16 protein-coding genes are annotated in these 19,414 nt (G+C 59.9%); 9 read left to right on the plus strand and 7 right to left on the minus strand.

All coding sequences use genetic code 11. The features are described from left to right. Positions 1–229 precede the first annotated feature (229 nt). The gene (locus FHW68_RS04485; RefSeq protein WP_095634309.1) at positions 230–925 is read left to right on the plus strand and encodes an HAD-IA family hydrolase; all 696 of its coding nucleotides are present in this window, start codon (positions 230–232) and stop codon (positions 923–925) included. A 186-nt stretch (positions 926–1,111) separates the two neighbouring features. Here FHW68_RS04485 and FHW68_RS04490 read toward each other — a convergent pair whose 3' ends face one another. Beyond that, positions 1,112–1,858: a 3-oxoacyl-ACP reductase family protein gene (locus FHW68_RS04490; RefSeq protein WP_183679061.1), complete on the minus strand. Its 747-nt coding sequence runs from the start codon at positions 1,856–1,858 to the stop codon at positions 1,112–1,114. 125 nt (positions 1,859–1,983) lie between these two features. Between FHW68_RS04490 and FHW68_RS04495 the strand changes: the two genes are divergently transcribed. Further along, positions 1,984–2,907, plus strand: a complete 924-nt coding sequence (locus tag FHW68_RS04495) for a LysR family transcriptional regulator (RefSeq protein ID WP_183679063.1) — start codon at positions 1,984–1,986, stop codon at positions 2,905–2,907. Between the two features lie 168 nt (positions 2,908–3,075). Here FHW68_RS04495 and FHW68_RS04500 read toward each other — a convergent pair whose 3' ends face one another. Further along, positions 3,076–3,816, minus strand: a complete 741-nt coding sequence (locus tag FHW68_RS04500) for a phosphoadenylyl-sulfate reductase (protein WP_095634306.1) — start codon at positions 3,814–3,816, stop codon at positions 3,076–3,078. Between the two features lie 174 nt (positions 3,817–3,990). Between FHW68_RS04500 and thrH the strand changes: the two genes are divergently transcribed. Continuing rightward, positions 3,991–4,608, plus strand: a complete 618-nt coding sequence (thrH, locus tag FHW68_RS04505; protein ID WP_008074130.1) for a bifunctional phosphoserine phosphatase/homoserine phosphotransferase ThrH — start codon at positions 3,991–3,993, stop codon at positions 4,606–4,608. 144 nt (positions 4,609–4,752) lie between these two features. Here thrH and pabB read toward each other — a convergent pair whose 3' ends face one another. From pabB to FHW68_RS04525, 4 genes are all read right to left on the minus strand, one after another. Then, positions 4,753–6,090: an aminodeoxychorismate synthase component I gene (gene pabB / locus FHW68_RS04510; RefSeq protein WP_183679065.1), complete on the minus strand. Its 1,338-nt coding sequence runs from the start codon at positions 6,088–6,090 to the stop codon at positions 4,753–4,755. A gap of 220 nt (positions 6,091–6,310) precedes the next feature. Then, a complete protein-coding gene (locus FHW68_RS04515; RefSeq protein WP_095634304.1) occupies positions 6,311–7,297 on the minus strand; it encodes an alpha-L-glutamate ligase-like protein in 987 nt (328 codons plus the stop codon). Next, a complete protein-coding gene (locus FHW68_RS04520) occupies positions 7,297–8,832 on the minus strand; it encodes an inactive transglutaminase family protein (protein ID WP_095634303.1) in 1,536 nt (511 codons plus the stop codon). Before FHW68_RS04520 ends, FHW68_RS04515 begins: the two co-directional genes overlap by 1 nt. Before the next feature lie 5 nt (positions 8,833–8,837). Beyond that, positions 8,838–9,374: an ATP-dependent zinc protease gene (locus FHW68_RS04525; protein WP_095634302.1), complete on the minus strand. Its 537-nt coding sequence runs from the start codon at positions 9,372–9,374 to the stop codon at positions 8,838–8,840. Between the two features lie 298 nt (positions 9,375–9,672). Between FHW68_RS04525 and FHW68_RS04530 the strand changes: the two genes are divergently transcribed. The 6 genes from FHW68_RS04530 (at position 9,673) to prpD (ending at position 18,287) form a co-directional block, all read left to right on the plus strand. Beyond that, the gene (locus tag FHW68_RS04530; RefSeq protein ID WP_095634301.1) at positions 9,673–10,395 is read left to right on the plus strand and encodes a GntR family transcriptional regulator; all 723 of its coding nucleotides are present in this window, start codon (positions 9,673–9,675) and stop codon (positions 10,393–10,395) included. Beyond that, positions 10,392–11,282 carry a methylisocitrate lyase gene (gene prpB / locus FHW68_RS04535; RefSeq protein WP_095051927.1) on the plus strand — a complete coding sequence of 297 codons (891 nt, stop codon included), beginning with the start codon at positions 10,392–10,394 and terminating at the stop codon, positions 11,280–11,282. Before FHW68_RS04530 ends, prpB begins: the two co-directional genes overlap by 4 nt. Before the next feature lie 139 nt (positions 11,283–11,421). Then, on the plus strand, positions 11,422–12,549 hold the full coding sequence (prpC, locus tag FHW68_RS04540; RefSeq protein WP_183679067.1) for a 2-methylcitrate synthase: 1,128 nt from the start codon (positions 11,422–11,424) through the stop codon (positions 12,547–12,549). A gap of 206 nt (positions 12,550–12,755) precedes the next feature. Continuing rightward, positions 12,756–15,350, plus strand: a complete 2,595-nt coding sequence (gene acnD / locus FHW68_RS04545; RefSeq protein ID WP_183679069.1) for a Fe/S-dependent 2-methylisocitrate dehydratase AcnD — start codon at positions 12,756–12,758, stop codon at positions 15,348–15,350. Positions 15,351–15,402: 52 nt separating this feature from the next. After that, a complete protein-coding gene (gene prpF / locus FHW68_RS04550; RefSeq protein WP_183679071.1) occupies positions 15,403–16,593 on the plus strand; it encodes a 2-methylaconitate cis-trans isomerase PrpF in 1,191 nt (396 codons plus the stop codon). A 209-nt stretch (positions 16,594–16,802) separates the two neighbouring features. Further along, positions 16,803–18,287: a 2-methylcitrate dehydratase gene (prpD, locus tag FHW68_RS04555; protein ID WP_183679073.1), complete on the plus strand. Its 1,485-nt coding sequence runs from the start codon at positions 16,803–16,805 to the stop codon at positions 18,285–18,287. Between the two features lie 106 nt (positions 18,288–18,393). On the opposite strand, the gene FHW68_RS04560 is transcribed toward prpD, so the two are convergent. Further along, the gene (locus FHW68_RS04560) at positions 18,394–19,281 is read right to left on the minus strand and encodes a DMT family transporter (RefSeq protein ID WP_183679920.1); all 888 of its coding nucleotides are present in this window, start codon (positions 19,279–19,281) and stop codon (positions 18,394–18,396) included. Between the last annotated feature and the right edge of the window lie 133 nt (positions 19,282–19,414).

The raw sequence follows: 19,414 nt of genomic DNA on the forward strand, positions 1-19,414 counted from the left end.
AAGACTTTGCGGGGGATCAACGAGAAAAGAAGTCGGGAAAGGTGGTGTTTGGTGTAGGGGAAATCGCTAAATCATCGCGGGCGTCCCGAGACAGTTTTTTGTATCCGCCAGGCATTGTCCGTTGCTCTCCGCCAACCGTGCTCGCTATGCTGCTGAACCCTTTAATCCATCACGATCCCGGCGTGCCTAGGCCGTTCTTGGGATGTCGTGAGAAATCGGATCAGATGCGATGAATGCACCCTTGGATGAGTTCGGCCCGATCAAGGCCGTGATTTTCGACATGGACGGCTTGTTGCTGGACACCGAGGGCATTTACACAGAGGTCACGTCGATCATTGCCGGGCGTTACGGCCGGACCTTCGACTGGCGCGTCAAGCAGAACATCATCGGTCGTGGCGCCTATGATCTGGCGCGCTATGTGGTCCAGGCGCTGGACCTGCCGATCACTGCCGAGGAGTTCCTGGTGATCCGTGAGCCCTTAATGCGCGAGCGTTTTCCGACGGCGCTGGCGATGCCCGGAGCAGAAGAGCTGGTTCGGCACTTGAAGGCCAACAACATTCCTATCGCGGTGGGCACCAGTTCTTCGCGCCAGTCGTTTGGCCAGAAAACCACCTTGCACCGCGACTGGTTCGCGCTGTTCGACTTCATCGTCACTGCGGATGACCCGGAAGTGGGTGCCGCCAAACCGGCGCCGGATATCTTCCTGACGGCGGCGCGGCGCCTGGGTGTCGCGCCCGGGGATTGCCTGGTGTTCGAGGATTCGCCGTTCGGTGTCACGGCGGCGAAAGCGGCGGGGATGACGGCGATAGCGATTCCGGATGCGGCGATGGCCGACGAAAAGTACGCACACGCCGATGGCATTCTTCGTACGTTGAAGGCGTTCAAGCCCAGTGCATGTGGTTTGCCGGCGCTTGAGTGGGCTTAATGCCTGTCTGATGGGGGAGGGGCCTTTTGTGGCGAGGGGGCTTGCCCCCGTTGGGGCGCGAAGCCCCCCGGTGACTGGTTTACGACTGCTGCGCAGTCGAACGGGGGCAAGCCCCCTCGCCACATAAAGCCCCTCACCACAAAAGCCCCCCCTCACTCTATCAATCCGCTTACGCAGTGACCTGTATCAGGCGCCGAAACCACCGTCGATGGTCAGGCTGGCACCGGTGATGTAACCGGCTTCGGGGCCGACAAGATAAGCGACGAAGCTGGCGATTTCTTCCACTTTGCCGTAACGACCCACGGCCATCAGCGGGATCAGGCTTTCAGCGAAGTCGCCGTTGGCAGGGTTCATGTCGGTGTCGACCGGGCCCGGTTGCACGTTGTTGATGGTGATACCCCGCGGGCCGAGGTCGCGGGCCAGGCCTTTGGTCAGGCCGACCAGCGCCGATTTGCTCATGGCGTACGGGCCTCCACCGGCGAAGGGCATGCGCTCGGCATTGGTGCTGCCGATATTGATGATGCGACCGCCTTCGGTCATGTGTTTGGCCGCTTCCTGAGTGGCGATGAACACACTGCGCACATTGATTGCCAAGGTTTGGTCGAAATCTTCGAGTGTGAAGTCTTCCAGCGGTGCGACGGCCAGGACGCCTGCGTTGTTGACCAGGATGTCCAGGCGACCGAAGGCTTCGACAGTGGCATTAACGGCATTGCGGATCGCGACGGCATCGGCGCTGTCAGCCTTGATGGCCAGGGCTTTGCCGCCTGTGGTGGTGATGCTGTTTTGCAATTCCTCGGCTTTTGCGGTGGAGCTTACGTAAGTGAAGGCCACGCAAGCGCCTTCGGCGGCCAGGCGTTTGACGATGGCAGCACCGATGCCGCGTGAACCGCCTTGAATCAGAGCTACTTTACCGCTGAGGTGTTGAGTGGTCATGTCGATCTCCAGAAAATTCAAGGCGGGTTGCCTTGTTGTCGGAGTCGAGTATCGGCTTAGCATTCCCCGCCGGATAGACCGTCATTGCTATAGTCTGTGTAAACCAGAAGTTTATAGTGGCGCCTATGGAAACCTTCAGCAGTATCGAATGCTTCGTGCGTAGCGCCGAGGTTGGCAGCTTCGCCGAAGCAGCGCGGCGCTTGAGCCTGACGCCGGCGGCGGTGGGCAAGAGCGTTGCCAAGCTGGAGGTGCGACTGGGTGTGCGGCTGTTCCAGCGCAGCACGCGCAGCCTGACGCTGACTGAGGCCGGTCAGCTGTTTCTGGGCGAAGTCAGCGCCAGCCTGCACACGATCCAGAATGCCGTGGCCAACCTGGCCAGCGCCGAAGGACGTCCCGCCGGCACATTGAAAGTCAGCATGGGCACAGTGTTCGGGCGTTTGTACATCGTGCCGTTGCTGGGCGAGTTTCTACGGCGATTTCCGGCGATCAACCCGGACTGGCATTTCGATAACCGCCAGGTCGACCTGATCGGCCAGGGTTTCGATGCGGCGATTGGAGGCGGATTCGAGCTGCCCCAAGGCGTAGTGGCGCGCAAGTTGACGCCGGCCCATCGGGTGTTGGTGGCTTCAGCCCACTACCTGGCGGGGCACGAGGCGATCATCGAGCCCGACGACCTCAAACATCACGACGGCATCTTGATACGCTCGCCCCAGACGGGGCGCGTGCGTTCCTGGCAGTTGACCAGTCGCACCCGGCAACACAGCCCGCTGACGCTCAAGGCGCGGATGACCATGAGCGATTCGGAAGCCGCCTGCGCCACGGCGGCTCAGGGGTTGGGCATTGCGCTGGTGAGCATGCCGTTTGCCGTGGGCTATCTGGAGGCGGGTACGTTGCAGCGGGTGCTGCCTGACTGGTACGTCGATGACGGCAACATTTCCATTTATTACGCCGAACACAAACTGCTGCCGGGCAAAACCCGGGCGTTTGTCGATTTCGTCATTGAACAGTTTTCGGAGCAGGAGTTGGGGCGGCGGTTCAGCGCGCTTTGAGCCTGGCTTTGGACCGAGGCGTGGCCATCGCGGGCAAGCCACGCTCCCACAGAACGATACAAATCTGTGGGTGGCCATCGCGGGCAAGCCTTCCCACAGAACGACACAAAACCTGTGGGAGCGAGGCTTGCCCGCGATGAACGATAACGCGGTCTAAGACAGTGATTTTCAAGCTTTCGATTTGCTGATGATATTTCCCGCATGCAGTCCGCATTCTTTCTGCGTGGCTTCTTCCCACCACCAACGACCTTCGCGTTCATGCTGGTTCGGCAATACCGGACGGGTGCAAGGCTCGCAACCAATACTGATGAACCCGCGCTCATGCAGGCTGTTGTACGGCAGCTCCAGCATGCGGATGTAGCCCCAGATCTCTTCGCTGGTCATTTGCGCCAGCGGGTTGAATTTATACAGCGTGCGTTCCGGGGTGGAGAACGCGGTATCGATTTCCAGCACCGCGACCGCGCTGCGGGTGCCCGGGCTCTGGTCCCGACGCTGGCCGGTGGCCCAAGCGCTAACACCCGAGAGCTTGCGACGCAACGGCTCGATCTTGCGGATGCCGCAGCACTCGCCGTGACCGTCCTTGTAGAAACTGAACAAGCCTTTTTCCTTCACGAAAGGTTCGAGCTTGGTGGAGTCCGGCGATACCACTTCGATATCGATCTGGTAGTGCTCGCGCACCTGCTCGATGAAGCGGTAGGTTTCGGGGTGCAAACGACCGGTGTCGAGGCTGAACACCTTGACGTTCTTGTTCAGCTTCCAGGCCATGTCCACCAGCACCACATCCTCGGCGCCGCTGAAAGATATCCACAGGTCATCGCCGAACTCGGCGAACGCGAGTTTCAGGATGTCCTGTGCGGATTTGTTGGCATAGGTCGTGGCGAGTTCCACGACATCGAACGATGGGCTCATCAGGGCGGCTTCCTACAGGTCGGTGGCGCTGGGCGCTCTATATGCCGCCGATGGTAACAAAATCCTGCGGCGGCTGGTGTGCCCTCTGCATTGCACAGAGGAGGGCGAGTCGCTAGAGTTCGGCAGGCCTTTTGCTCGCTCGACTCAATAAACAGTACAAAATGGGAGTGTCTTGTGGAAATTGCCTGTCTGGATCTTGAAGGTGTGCTGGTCCCGGAAATCTGGATCGCCTTCGCCGAAAAAACCGGGATTGACTCTCTCAGGGCCACCACCCGGGACATTCCCGACTACGACGTGTTGATGAAGCAGCGCTTGCGGATTCTTGACGAACATGGCCTGAAGCTTTCCGACATTCAGGAAGTGATCGCCACGCTAAAGCCTCTGGAGGGCGCCAGCGAATTCGTCGACTGGCTGCGTGAGCGTTTCCAGGTGGTGATTCTGTCGGACACCTTTTACGAATTCTCCCAGCCACTGATGCGTCAACTGGGCTTCCCGACCTTGCTTTGCCATCGTCTGATTACCGACGATGCGGGTCGGGTCACCGGCTATCAGTTGCGTCAGAAAGACCCCAAGCGTCAGTCGGTATTGGCGTTCAAGAGCCTCTATTACCGGGTGATTGCGGCAGGAGATTCTTACAACGATACGACGATGCTGGGCGAGGCGGATGCGGGGATTCTGTTCCATGCACCGGACAATGTGATTCGCGAGTTTCCGCAATTCCCGGCGGTGCACAGCTTTGCGGAGTTGAAGCAAGAGTTCATCAAGGCTTCGAATCGGGCGTTGAGTTTGTAAACCGATACTTGTGGCGAGGGGGCTTGCCCCCGTTGGGGCGCGAAGCGGCCCCAGAACCGGATTCCGCGGATGCAACGCTTACACCGGTTTACGACTGCTGCGCAGCCGAACGGGGGCAAGCCCCCTCGCCACAGAAGCCTGATATCAGAGGTTTTGCAGTGTATCGAGCAGCACCTTCACCTTGGTTATCGATTCCTGATATTCCGCCTGCCAGTCCGAATCCGCGACGATTCCGCCGCCACCCCAGCAGCACACTTGCCCATCCTTGACCAGCAAACTGCGAATGGCGATGGAGCTGTCCATCTCCCCACGCACGTCCAGGTACAGCAATGAACCGCAATACAACCCACGACGGGTCGGTTCCAGCTCATCGATGATCTGCATCGCCCGAATCTTCGGCGCGCCGGTAATCGAGCCGCCGGGGAAGCTGCCAGCGATCAAATCCAGCGCATCCTTGTCATTCGCCAGCTCGCCGGTCACGCTGCTCACCAGGTGATGCACGTTCGGATAGCTTTCCAGACTGAACAGCTCCGGTACCCGTACCGAGCCGATGCGGCAGGTTCGGCCGAGGTCGTTGCGCAGCAAATCGACGATCATCAGGTTTTCCGCGCGGTCCTTGGGGCTGGCCAGCAGTTCGGCGGCGTTCGCCGCATCTTCAACTGCAGTCAGGCCGCGAGGGCGGGTGCCTTTGATCGGACGGGTTTCGACGTGGCGCTCACTGACTTTGACAAAACGCTCTGGCGACAGGCTCAGCACGGCGTCGCCGTCGGGCAGACTCTGGAAACCGGAAAAAGGTGTCGGGCACGCCGCCCGCAGCGCGCAGTACGCGGCCCATGGATCGCCCTGGCATTGCGCACGAAAGCGCTGGGCGAAGTTGACCTGATAGCAGTCGCCGGCCTGTATGTACTGCTGAATGCGTTCGAAAGCTTGTCGATAGTCATCGGCGCTCAAATCGGCGCTCATCGGGCTGTCCAGTTTGAACGGCGCGATCTGCCCGACCGCCGGTTGGGTGAACAATTCGAGCAGCCGCTGCCGCTCACTGTCGATCAGCGCCGGGTGGAACACCAGTTGGCTGGTGGCCAGGTGGTGATCGCTGATCAGGGCCCAGTCGTACAGCCCGAAACGAGCGTCAGGCAATTGCAGGTCGTCCCGCGCCTGGCTCGGCAGGTTTTCCAGATGCCGGCCGAAGTCATAGCTCAGATAACCGATCAGGCCACCGGCGAAAGGCAGGTCGAAAGGAACAGTGGCTTGGCCGAGTCGCGTCAACGTGTCGCGAAGGCGTTGCAGGAAATGGCTGCCGCTTTCATCCGGTAATACGGCCAATTGCTCCAGCGGCCAGGCGCTGAGCAGATCAAAGCGCCCACGTTCGGCGCTCGGCCGACCGCTGTCGAGCAGCACGGCACCGGGGGCATGACGAATCGCCGCGAAGTATTCGGCGGGATTGGCGCGATAGGGCAGCGGGTGTACGGAACAGGTCAGCATGGGCGGGGCAGATCAGCCATCGAGGCGGGGGAGCGATTGTAGTCCTCTGCGGGATTTGCTCCTAGAGGGGATGTCGGCAAGAGATACATCCGTGGCGAGGGAGGTGATCGTTCCCACGCTCCGCGTGGTAATGCCGCCACGGACGCTCTGCGTCCGTCTGTGACGCGGAGCGTCACGGATGCATTCCCACGCAGAGCATGGGAACGATCAGTGTAAGGGGTCAGCCCTCGACCGCAGGAATATGCCCGAACATTTCCTGGACGAACTCCACGCGTTCCTGCACGGTTTCGATTATCCCGCGGGCCTGCAATTCTTCCAGCCGCGCTTCGACCGCGTGAGTACGCAACGTCAACCCGCAGTCGTTGGCGATCTGAATGTTCAACCCGGGCCGGGCGTTCAGCTCAAGAATCAGTGGCCCTTTCTCTTGGTCGAGCACCATGTCGACACCGATGTAACCCAAACCGCACAGTTCATAGCAGCCGGCCGCGAGCTTCATGAAACCGTCCCAGTAGGGCAGTTGCACGCCGTCCACTGCGTTGGTGGTGTCCGGGTGTTTGTTAATGATGTTGTTCAGCCAGGTGCCGCGCAATGTCAGGCCGGTGGCCAGATCGACGCCGACGCCGATGGCACCCTGGTGCAGGTTGGCCTTGCCGCCGGACTGGCGGGTCGGCAGGCGCAACATGGCCATCACCGGATAGCCCATCAACACGATGATGCGAATGTCCGGCACGCCTTCATAGCTGATGCTTTTAAAGATCTGGTCCGGGGTCACGCGGTATTCGATCAGCGCGCGGTCACGGTGACCGCCGAGCGAGTACAAGCCGGTGAGGATGCTGGAAATCTGATGCTCGATTTCCTCATGGCTGATGATCTTGCCCGACACCGTACGATAGCGGCCCTCGAAGCGGTCGGCGATCACCAGAATGCCGTCACCGCCGGCACCTTGGGCTGGTTTGACCACGAAATCGGTGCGCCCGCCGATGATCTCGCTGAGGTTGTCGATTTCCTTCTCGGTGGAGATCACGCCGTACAGCTCCGGCACATGGATGCCGGCGGCGATGGCGCGTTCCTTGGTGATGATCTTGTCATCGACGATCGGGTACAGGCTGCGCTTGTTGTACTTGAGCACGTAGTCTGCGTTGCGCCGATTGATCCCCATGATGCCCCGGGCCTCCAGGGCTTTCCAGGTTTTCCAGAGACCGAACATCAGGCGTCAGCCTTCTTGAGGAAAGCTTTGAAACGCACCAGTTCGGTCAGGCGGTAACCGCGATAGCGACCCATGGCCAGCATGAAGCCCACCAGAATCAGCAGGATCGCCGGGAAGGTGAACACGAAGTACACCAGCTCAGGCACGCTCATGATCAAATGCGCCAAAGAGGCGGCGAACAGGGTGCCGATCGCCACTTTCATGGCATGGCCGCCGCCGCGTTCTTCCCAAGTGATCGACAGGCGTTCGATGGTCATGGTCAGAATCACCATCGGGAACAGCGCCACCGACAAACCGCGTTCCAGGCCCAGTTTGTGGCTGAACAGGCTGATTGCCGCGATCAGCACCACCACGAAGGTCAGCACCACCGATAGCCTTGGCAGCATCTGCAGCTTCAAATGTTCAAGATAGGAGCGCAGCGACAGCCCCAGCGTCGTGATAATCGTAAATAGCACGATGCCGAAACCGAGTTGGGTTTCCCGGAAGGCGAGGGCGATCAGTACCGGGGTAAAGGTGCCGAGTGTCTGAATGCCGATCAGGTTGCGCAGGATCAGGATCACCAGCACGCCGATCGGGATCATCACCATTATCATGAACGTCTGCTGGGTTTGCAGCGGCAGGCCGTACAGCGAGTAATCGAGGAAATTGGCGTCGGAATTTTCGTCGGTCAGCTTGGCCAGGCGAATGGCGTTCATTTCGCTGTTGTTCAGGCTGAAGGTGACGTTGGCTTTTTTGCCGCCATCGACGGTGATCAGGTTTTCATCGCCGGTCCACCACTGCAAGCGGTCGGTGGGCAGGCCTTGTTCGCCGGTTTCCGGGTTGAAGTACAGCCAGTCGGTGCCATTGAAGCTGCGCAACCAGAGTTCCGGCGTTTGTGGTTGATCGGCCACCAAGCGGATGGTGTGGACCTTTTCGATCGGCACGTGGGCGATGGACAGTACCAGCTCGACAATTTTGGCTTTGTTCGCGGTGGACGGATCGCCGCCCAGCAGCAGTTTCACGTTGTCGTCGTTGAGATTGTTGACGCGCTTGATGGCTTCGCCGATGAAGGTTTCGACGTCGGCCGAGTGTTGACGGATCGGTGCGAGCAGGGCCTCGGCGGCAATTTTTTCCGCGCCTTCGACGGCGATGCTGTCGCGGAAAGTCGGACCTTTGACCTTGGATTTTTCGCCGCTGTAGCGCTTGGTCAGCACCAATCGGTAATAAAGGGTCTGGTTGCCCTTGGCCCGACGCGCCGACCAGGTGACCTTGCGGTTGCCGTCGACACGGTTCACCGCCACGCCGTAATTATTGGAAATGAAACTCTCGTTGAGGCTCACGTAGTCGCGGCTCAGCGGTGGTACGAACATCTGGATCTTGATCGGATCCTTGGCGTTGGCGACGAATTCGACCTTGGTGTCGATGTTCCACAAGTCGTCGGTAGCGTCTTCGGTCACCGGAATTCCGAGCACGAAAATCTGATAGGCCGTAACTGAAATGCCCAGCACCACCAGGATGGCGATCAGCAGTTTCAGATGGAGGGTAAGAGAGCGCATTGGAATTACTCTGCGGTATGTGCGTCGGTGGCGCAGGCGGGTTTGCCAGCAGCGTATTTAAGACTGGGGTCGACCAGCGCATCGAAGCGTTTGAGCGCTTCGGAGCCGATCAGGAGCGGGTATTGGAAGGCACTGCGGTCGGTCAAGTTCACTTCGATGCTGCGTAAAGCCGAACCCATGCAGATATCCAGCTCGATGACCGGACGGGCGGTGTACTTTTTGCCTTCTTCCGGGTCGTAGTCACCGGCCCGGCGCTTGATCTTGCTGACACGGGCCAGCGGTCGTTCGATCGGGTGCGAATGCGCGGCGTCGATGGCCAGATAGAAGCGCACCCAGGATTCGCCATTGCGTTTGAAACGTTTGATGTCGCGGGCACTCAACGAAGCGGTTTTCGCCCCGGTGTCGAGTTTGGCGGCCACTTCCAGATTGATGCCGTTCAGCGAAGCGTACTCATTGAGGCCGTACACAGTCTTTTCCCCTGCCGCGGCGAAAGCTGGCAGGCCAAGAAAACATAGGAATGTGGTGAAGGGCTTGAGTCTCATAAATCCTGGTGCGCAGCGGTCCGTTCTTCAATTCAAGGCCCTGGCATTGCTGCACAAGCTCCCTCGTATGCCTGTCTGCTGTTTATGACAGGCAATGCAGATGACAAGCAAATGCGGGCGGCATTCTAGCACGGTGGTTTTATGGCGCCAGCGCTGGCCGACGGCAGTAATCCTCAAAGGCTGCTTCGTTATGGTCAGAGCGGTTATTAGACGATTGTCGACAATATCAATTTATCCTTTGACGTAACCGGCCATATTCGCTAGTTTTTGCGGCATTGGTTTTCAAGGTGTCGACAATATGCTGGATCAACTCGATCCCCCGGTCACAGTTCAGGACGACTCGGAAACACTTTCCGAAAACGTCTTCCGACGCATTCAGGCGGCCATCGTCAAGGGCGAGATCGCCCCGGGAAGCAAAATCTCCGAGCCAGAGCTGGCGCGCACCTACGGCATTAGCCGCGGGCCGCTGCGTGAGGCGATTCACCGTCTGGAGGGCCAGCGTCTGCTGGTTCGCGTGCCGCACGTCGGGGCGCGGGTGGTATCGCTCAATCACGCCGAGCTGCTGGAACTCTACGAAATTCGCGAATCCCTGGAAGGCATGGCATGCCGTCTGGCGGCTGAACGCATGACGGTCGAAGAAATCGACGAACTGCGCCGGGTGCTGGAAACCCATGAGCGCGATGCGGCGTTTCAGGCCGGTGTCGGTTACTACCAGCAGGAAGGCGATTTCGACTTTCATTACCGGATCATTCAGGGCAGCGGCAACCGCACCCTGACCCAGATGCTATGCGGCGAGCTCTATCAGCTGGTGCGCATGTACCGCATCCAGTTTTCCACCACGCCCAATCGGCCGCGCCAGGCGTTTGCCGAACACCACCGAATTCTCGATGCCATCGCCGACCGTGACGGTGAATTGGCCGAGTTGTTGATGCGCCGCCACATCGGCGCCTCCAAACGCAATATCGCCCGTCACTATCAGGACGGCGCTAACCCGACAGCCACTGAACGAGGTGAGTCATGAGTTCCAACAAGAGCACTCCAGGCCAGCGTTTCCGCGATGCGGTCGCCAGCGAACATCCGCTGCAAGTCGTCGGCACGATCAATGCCAACCACGCACTGCTGGCCAAGCGCGCCGGTTTCAAGGCTATCTACCTGTCGGGTGGCGGGGTGGCTGCCGGCTCCCTCGGCGTGCCGGACCTGGGAATTACCGGTCTGGATGACGTGCTGACCGACGTGCGGCGCATCACTGACGTCTGCGACTTGCCACTGTTGGTGGACGTGGACACCGGTTTCGGTTCCTCGGCGTTCAACGTTGCCCGTACCGTGAAGTCGATGATCAAGTTCGGCGCGGCGGCGATTCACATCGAAGACCAGGTCGGTGCCAAGCGCTGCGGTCATCGTCCTAATAAAGAGATCGTTTCGCTGCAGGAAATGGTCGACCGCATCAAAGCGGCCGTCGATGCCCGCACCGATGACAGCTTCGTGATCATGGCGCGCACTGACGCGCTGGCGGTGGAAGGTCTTGAATCTGCGCTGGATCGCGCCGCGGCGTGTATCGAGGCCGGTGCCGACATGGTGTTCCCGGAAGCGATCACCGAACTTGAGATGTACAAGCTGTTCGCCAGCCGCGTGAAAGCGCCGATCCTGGCCAACATCACCGAATTTGGCGCGACACCGCTGTATACCACCGAGCAACTCGCCGCCGCCGACGTGTCCCTGGTGTTGTACCCGCTGTCGGCGTTCCGGGCGATGAACAAGGCTGCGGAAAATGTCTACACCGCGATCCGCCGCGACGGCACGCAACAGAATGTGATCGACACCATGCAGACGCGCATGGAGCTTTACGATCGCATCGATTACCACACCTTCGAGCAGAAGCTCGATGCGTTGTTTGCGGCGAAGAAGTAATGAAAGCCCTGTAGGAGCGAAGCTTGCTCGCGAAGTCGGACTGACATTCAAAATCAATGTCGCCTGAGACACCGCTTTCGCGAGCAAGCTTCGCTCCTACAAGTTTCCCTGACAAATTCAAGAAAAACTGGAGACAGCAATGGCCGAAGCAAAAGTACTCAGTGGCGCCGGGCTCCGTGGCCAGGTTGCCGGGCAAACCGCACTGTCCACCGTGGGCCAGTCGGGCGCAGGCCTGACCTATCGCGGCTATGACGTTCGCGACCTGGCGGCTGACGCCCAATTTGAAGAAGTGGCTTACCTGCTGCTGTACGGCGAACTGCCGACCAAAGCGCAACTGGCTGCCTATACCCAGAAACTGAGCAAGCTGCGCGACCTGCCGCAAGCGCTGAAAGAGGTGCTGGAACGCATCCCCGCCGACGCTCATCCGATGGACGTGATGCGTACTGGTTGCTCATTTCTGGGCAACATCGAGCCGGAGAACGACTTCTCCGAGCAGCACGATAAAACCGACCGCCTGCTGGCCGCGTTCCCGGCGATCATGTGCTACTGGTATCGCTTCAGCCACGACGGCAAACGCATCAATTGCGTAACCGACGAAGCCTGCATCGGCGGCCATTTCCTGCACCTGCTGCACGACAAGAAGCCGAGCGAGTTGCACGTCAAGGTGATGAACGTTTCGCTGATCCTCTACGCGGAACACGAGTTCAATGCATCGACCTTCACCGCCCGGGTGTGCGCCTCGACGCTGTCCGATTTGTATTCCTGCATCACAGCAGCGATCGGTTCCCTGCGCGGCCCGCTGCACGGCGGCGCCAACGAAGCGGCGATGGAAATGATCGAGCGCTTTTCGTCGCCGGAAGAGGCCGTCGAAGGCACCCTCGACATGCTTGCGCGCAAGGACAAGATCATGGGCTTCGGTCACGCGATCTATAAGGACAACGATCCGCGCAACGAGGTGATCAAGCGCTGGTCGAAAAAACTCGCCGACGAAGTGGGCGACACGGTGTTGTTCCCGGTATCCGAAGCCATCGACGCAACCATGTGGGAGCAGAAGAAGCTGTTCCCGAACGCCGACTTCTACCATGCGTCGACGTACCACTTCATGGGCATCCCGACCAAGTTGTTCACACCGATTTTCGTCTGCTCGCGCCTGACCGGCTGGGCGGCGCATGTGTTCGAACAGCGTGCCAACAACCGCATCATCCGCCCGAGCGCCGAATACGTCGGCGTCGAACAGCGCAAGTTCGTGCCAATCGAACAACGCTGACTGGGAGGGCGCCGGTGCCGGTTGCTGAATGAACCGAGACCCCTGTAGGAGCGAAGCTTGCTCGCGAAGACGGACTGACATTCAACATCAATGTCGACCGACAGACCGCTTTCGCGAGCAAGCTTCGCGCCTACAGGGGATCGGTTTCAGTTCAGTAGCTGTGCCAGCCGCCCACCCTTTGTAACCACCGTGACCGAGTCCTGACGATGAACACAGAATTCCGCAAACCGCTGCCTGGCAGCCATCTGGATTATTTCGACGTCCGCGCGGCGGTCGAGGCCATTTCGCCTGGCGCCTACGACACCCTGCCGTATACCTCCCGTGTGCTGGCGGAAAACCTTGTGCGTCGCTGCGACCCGGCCACGCTTACCGAATCCCTGAAGCAATTCATCGAGCGCAAACGCGACCTCGACTTCCCATGGTTTCCGGCCCGCGTGGTATGCCACGACATTCTCGGCCAGACCGCCCTGGTCGACCTCGCCGGCTTGCGCGATGCCATAGCCCTGCAAGGTGGTGACCCGGCGCAAGTGAACCCGGTGGTGCCGACGCAGTTGATCGTCGACCATTCCCTGGCCGTTGAACGCGGTGGCTTCGACCCGGAAGCGTTCGAGAAGAACCGCGCCATTGAAGACCGTCGCAACGAAGACCGTTTCCACTTCATCAACTGGACCAAAAAAGCCTTCAAGAACGTCGACGTGATCCCGCCAGGCAACGGGATCATGCACCAGATCAACCTGGAAAAAATGTCCCCGGTGATTCAGGTGCGTGATGGCGTGGCCTTCCCCGATACCTGCGTCGGCACCGACAGTCACACCCCGCACGTCGATGCGCTGGGCGTGATCGCCATTGGTGTGGGTGGCCTGGAAGCGGAGAGCGTGATGCTCGGTCGCGCATCGTGGATGCGTCTGCCGGAAAGCGTCGGTGTCGAACTCACTGGCAAGCTGCAACCGGGCATCACCGCCACCGACATGGTGCTGGCGCTGACCGAATACCTGCGCAAACAAAAGGTCGTTGGCGCATGGCTGGAATTCTTCGGTGAAGGGGCTTCGGCGCTGACTTTGGGCGACCGCGCGACCATTTCCAACATGGCCCCGGAATACGGCGCCACGGCGGCAATGTTCTACATCGACCAGCAGACCATCGATTACCTGAAACTCACCGGCCGTGAAGACGAGCAAGTGCAGTTGGTCGAGAATTACGCCAAACAGACCGGCCTTTGGGCTGACAGCCTGAAAGGCGCGCAATACGAGCGTGCGCTGAGCTTCGACCTGTCCTCGGTGGTGCGCAACATGGCTGGCCCGAGCAACCCGCACGCCCGTGTCGCCACGTCCGACCTCGCGGCCCAAGGTATCTCCGGCCAGTGGGACGACGTGCCCGGCCAGATGCCGGACGGCGCAGTGATCATCGCCGCGATCACCAGTTGCACCAACACCAGCAACCCGCGCAACGTGATTGCCGCCGGCCTGCTGGCGCGCAACGCCAACAAGCTTGGGCTGACCCGCAAGCCGTGGGTCAAATCCTCACTGGCGCCGGGTTCGAAAACCGTGGCGTTGTATCTGGATGAAGCCGGTCTGACGACAGAACTGGAGCAACTGGGCTTCGGCGTCGTGGCCTTCGCCTGCACCACGTGCAACGGCATGTCCGGCGCGCTGGACCCGGTGATCCAGCAGGAAATCATCGACCGCGATCTGTACGCCACCGCTGTGCTGTCCGGTAACCGCAACTTCGACGGGCGGATTCACCCGTACGCGAAAAACGCGTTCCTGGCTTCGCCGCCATTGGTGGTGGCTTACGCCATTGCCGGGACCATCCGTTTCGACATCGAAAAAGATGTGCTGGGCGTGGTCGATGGCAAGGAAATCCGCCTGAAAGACATCTGGCCGAGCGACGAAGAAATCGACGCGGTGGTGAAAGCTTCGGTGAAACCGGAGCAGTTTCGTCAGGTGTACATCCCGATGTTCGCCATCCACGACGACACCGGTCCAAAGGTCACGCCGCTGTATGACTGGCGCGAGATGAGTACCTATATTCGCCGTCCGCCGTACTGGGAAGGCGCACTGGCCGGTGCTCGTCCGCTCAAGGGCATGCGCCCGTTGGCGGTGCTGCCGGACAACATCACCACCGATCACCTGTCGCCTTCCAACGCGATCATGCTCGACAGCGCAGCGGGCGAGTACCTGGCGAAAATGGGCTTGCCGGAAGAGGACTTCAACTCCTACGCCACGCACCGCGGCGACCATTTGACCGCGCAACGCGCGACCTTCGCCAACCCGAAACTGTTCAACGAAATGGTCCGGGAAAACGGCAAGGTCAAACAGGGTTCCCTGGCTCGCGTCGAGCCGGAAGGCCAGGTCATGCGCATGTGGGAAGCCATTGAAACCTACATGGAGCGCAAGCAGCCGCTGATCATCATCGCCGGCGCCGATTACGGCCAGGGTTCGTCCCGTGACTGGGCAGCCAAAGGTGTGCGTCTGGCGGGTGTGGAAGCGATTGCCGCTGAAGGTTTCGAGCGCATCCACCGCACCAACCTGGTGGGCATGGGCGTGTTGCCGCTGGAGTTCCAGCCGGGCACCGATCGCCACACCCTGGCCATCGACGGCAGCGAAACCTACGACGTGATTGGCGACCGCACCCCGCGTGCGACGCTGACGCTGGTGATCAATCGCAAGAACGGCGAACGCGTCGAAGTGCCGGTGACCTGCCGCCTCGACACCGCCGAAGAAGTGTCGATCTACGAGGCCGGCGGCGTGTTGCAGCGTTTCGCTCAGGACTTCCTCGAAGAATCGGCGGTTGCCGTTTAACACGATGAGCCGCGCAGGGTTTTAAGCCCTGCGCCGGCCGATAAGGATCAATATGGCCCACGCACCTCAAATTAAAATCCCCGCCACCTACATGCGCGGCGGCACCAGCAAAGGCGTGTTTTTCAGCCTGACAGACCTGCCCGAAGCGGCGCAGATTCCAGGTCCGGCTCGCGACGCGTTATTGTTGCGAGTAATCGGCAGCCCCGACCCATACGACAAGCAAATCGACGGCATGGGCGGCGCGACGTCCAGTACCAGCAAAACCGTGATCCTGTCGAAAAGCCGCAAGGCCGACCATGACGTCGATTACCTGTTCGGTCAGGTCTCCATCGACAAGCCTTTCGTCGACTGGAGCGGCAACTGCGGCAACCTGTCGGCGGCGGTCGGTTCGTTCGCGGTCAGCAATGGCCTGGTGGATGCCAGCCGCATTCCACACAATGGCGTGGCGGTGGTGCGCGTGTGGCAGGCCAACATCGGCAAGACCATCATCGCCCACGTACCGATCACCAACGGCGAAGTGCAGGAAACCGGCGACTTCGAACTCGATGGCGTGACCTTTCCGGCGGCCGAAGTGCAGCTCGAATTCATGGACCCGGCGGCGGAAGAAGAGGGTGGCGGTGGTTCGATGTTCCCCACCGGCAATCTGGTGGATGACCTCGAAGTGCCGGGCGTCGGTACGCTCAAGGCGACCCTGATCAACGCTGGCATTCCGACCATTTTCATCAATGCCGAAGACATCGGATACGCCGGCACCGAATTGCAGGGCGCGATCAATGGCGACTTGAAGGCCTTGGCGATGTTCGAAACCATTCGCGCTTATGGTGCGCTGCGTATGGGGCTGATTGAGCATCTGGACGAAGCGGCCAAGCGTCAGCACACCCCGAAAGTGGCGTTCGTCGCTAAACCGGCGGATTACATTGCATCCAGCGGCAAGAAGATCGCCGCCGCCGACATTGATTTGCTGGTGCGCGCGCTGTCGATGGGCAAACTGCACCACGCGATGATGGGCACGGCAGCGGTAGCCATTGGCACGGCAGCGGCAATTTCTGGCACGTTGGTGAACCTGGCGGCGGGCGGCGTCGAACGCAACGCCGTACGCTTCGGTCATCCCTCCGGTACGTTGCGCGTGGGGGCCGAGGCCAGCCAGGTCAACGGTGAATGGACCGTGAACAAAGCCATCATGAGCCGCAGTGCGCGGGTGTTGATGGAAGGTTACGTCCGCGTGCCGGGGGATTCTTTCTGACAATTTAGAAGTCACCCAAAACCCTGTGGGAGCGGACTTGTCCGCGATGAGGCCTTCACATTCAACATCTATGTTGGCTGATACACCGCTATCGCGGGCAAGCCCGCTCCCGCAGTTAATTGCATTGCAATAACAAGAATGGCGTCATCAACTAAGATCGATCCTGAACCGAGGTCCCATCAGCGAACCACTGACCGAGTGAATCGAACATGAGCGCCAACGTCGACCTGAACGACCGCCCCGACTACGACACAGTCCTGCAGGACATCGCCGACTATGTCCTGAATTACAAAGTCGAGTCTGAAGAAGCCCTTGATACCGCCCGCAATTGCCTGATGGACACCCTCGGCTGCGGTCTGCTGGCGCTGCGTTTTCCCGAATGCACCAAACACCTGGGGCCCATCGTCGAAGGCACGGTCGTCCCTTTTGGCGCTCGCGTGCCGGGCACCCGTTACCGTCTCGATCCGGTCAAAGCCGCCTGGGACATCGGTTGCATCGTTCGCTGGCTCGATTACAACGACACCTGGCTCGCCGCCGAATGGGGCCATCCGTCCGATAACCTCGGCGCCATTCTTGCGGTGGCTGACCACCTGTCGCAAAAACGCCTGGCCAATGGTGATGCACCGCTGACCATTCGCGTGGTGTTGGAAGCCATGATCATGGCCCATGAGATTCAAGGCGTGATCGCGCTGGAAAATTCCTTCAATCGTGTCGGTATCGATCACGTCATCCTGGTAAAAGTCGCCTCCACCGCCGTCAGCGCCAAGCTCATGGGCGCCAACCGCGAGCAACTGTTGTCGGCGTTGTCCCACGCCTTTGCCGACGGCCAGGCGCTGCGCACTTACCGGCATGCACCGAACGCCGGGTCACGCAAATCCTGGGCGGCAGGGGATGCGTCCAGCCGTGGCGTGCGTCTGGCGGACATCGCAATGCGTGGCGAGATGGGCATCCCCGGTGTGCTGAGCGCCAAACAGTGGGGCTTCTATGACGTGCTGTTCAGCCACACAAACAACGATCTGGCGCTCAAGCCTGAAGACAAACGCATCTTCAGCTTTTCCCGGTCATTCGGCAGTTATGTGATGGAAAACGTGCTGTTCAAGATCAGCTTTCCCGCCGAGTTTCACGCACAAACTGCCTGCGAGGCTGCCATTACCTTGCACCCGTTGGTCAGGAATCGCCTGCACGAAATCGACAAAATCGTCATCACCACTCACGAATCGGCGATTCGCATCATCTCCAAGGTCGGCCCGCTGGCCAATGCGGCGGACCGTGACCATTGCATCCAGTACATGACAGCCGTGCCGCTGGCGTTCGGCAATCTGGTGGCCGAGCAGTACGAGGACGGCTTCCACGCGGCGCACCCGATCATCGATGTGCTGCGCGACAAAATGGTCATCGTCGAAGACCCGCGCTTCACCCGCGAATACCTGGAGCCGGACAAACGCTCGATCGCCAATGCGGTGCAGGTGTTCTTCAAGGACGGCACCAGCACCGAAAACGTGTTGGTGGAGTACCCGATCGGCCATCGCCGCCGCCGCACCGACGGCATCCCGCTGTTGGAGGACAAGTTCAAGACGAACCTGGCGACGCGCTTCACCGCCCAGCGCAGCGCCGAGATTTTTGCATTGTGCAAGGACCAGGCGAAGCTTGAAGCAACACCGGTGAACCGCTTCATGGATCTCTTCGTAATCTGACGCAAAACCCTGTAGGAGCACGGCTTGCCTGCGATGGCGATCATGAGGGCGCCATCGTCGGAACGCCGCCCGGAGCAAGCCATGCTCCTACAGCGCGGGAAGGGCTTCAGGTTTTAAGCCATTTTTCGATCGGCAATTTGGTGATCGCAAACCCTGTCAACAGAATCGCCGAGTACACCATCAATTCCCGAGACACGGTTTGCCCCTCGTACCAGGCGCCAATGATCACGGCGAACACCGGAAAAATGATGAATACAAACGACAGAATGATCGGGCTCAGCCGCTTGAGCAGCAGGAAGTAAACGATAAATCCGCCCACCGACGCCACCAGCCCCAGATAGAGCAGGGCGCTCCACGAACGCGCGGTGATGGCGCCAAACACCGGTGCTTCGACACCCAACCCGGCGACAAACAGCATCAGTCCGGCGATGCCGATTGGCAGCGTGTTGTAGGTAATTACGCTGATCGCCGTGCCGTGTTTTTTCGTCACCACGTAACACAGCGCATGCATCACCGCCGCGCAGAGAATCGCCAATACCCCGAACAATTCGGCATGGTCCAGATGCAACCCCTGGCTGCGGATGATCATGAACAGGCTGCCGAAACCGATGGCGATGCCCAGCACTTGCGAAGGGTAGATTTTCTCCCGCAGAAACAGCGAGGAAAACAGCAGGATGAACACCGGCATGCAGCTGAACAGCAGCGCCGTCAGGCCCGATGACACGTGCATCTCGCCGTAGTTGAGCAAGTAGTACGGCAGGCTGAAATACGACAGCGTGACAAAGACAAAAAACCAACGGATTTCCTTGGGAAACAGCAGCGGCTCACGACGGATCAGGGCGAAGCCGAGAAAGAGCGGGAAGGCAATCAGGAACCGCAGTCCGGCGGCAGTCAGCGGCGGCACGCTTTCAACGGCAATCTTGATCCCCAGCCATGTGGTGCCCCAGCTCAGGCATACGATCAGGAACAGCACACTGGTAACCAGGCCGGCCAGCCAGGGTTTGGCAGCACCTGAAGGTGCGCTGATGGCGATGGACATGATTGGACTCCTTTTATGTTCGGAATTGACCTTCAGCTGCAAAAGGTCTATCCCTGATTGAACCTGTTTCAAGCACGCTATTCGGGAC

Source organism: Pseudomonas sp. Tn43 (assembly GCF_014192635.1).
GTDB lineage: Bacteria > Pseudomonadota > Gammaproteobacteria > Pseudomonadales > Pseudomonadaceae > Aquipseudomonas.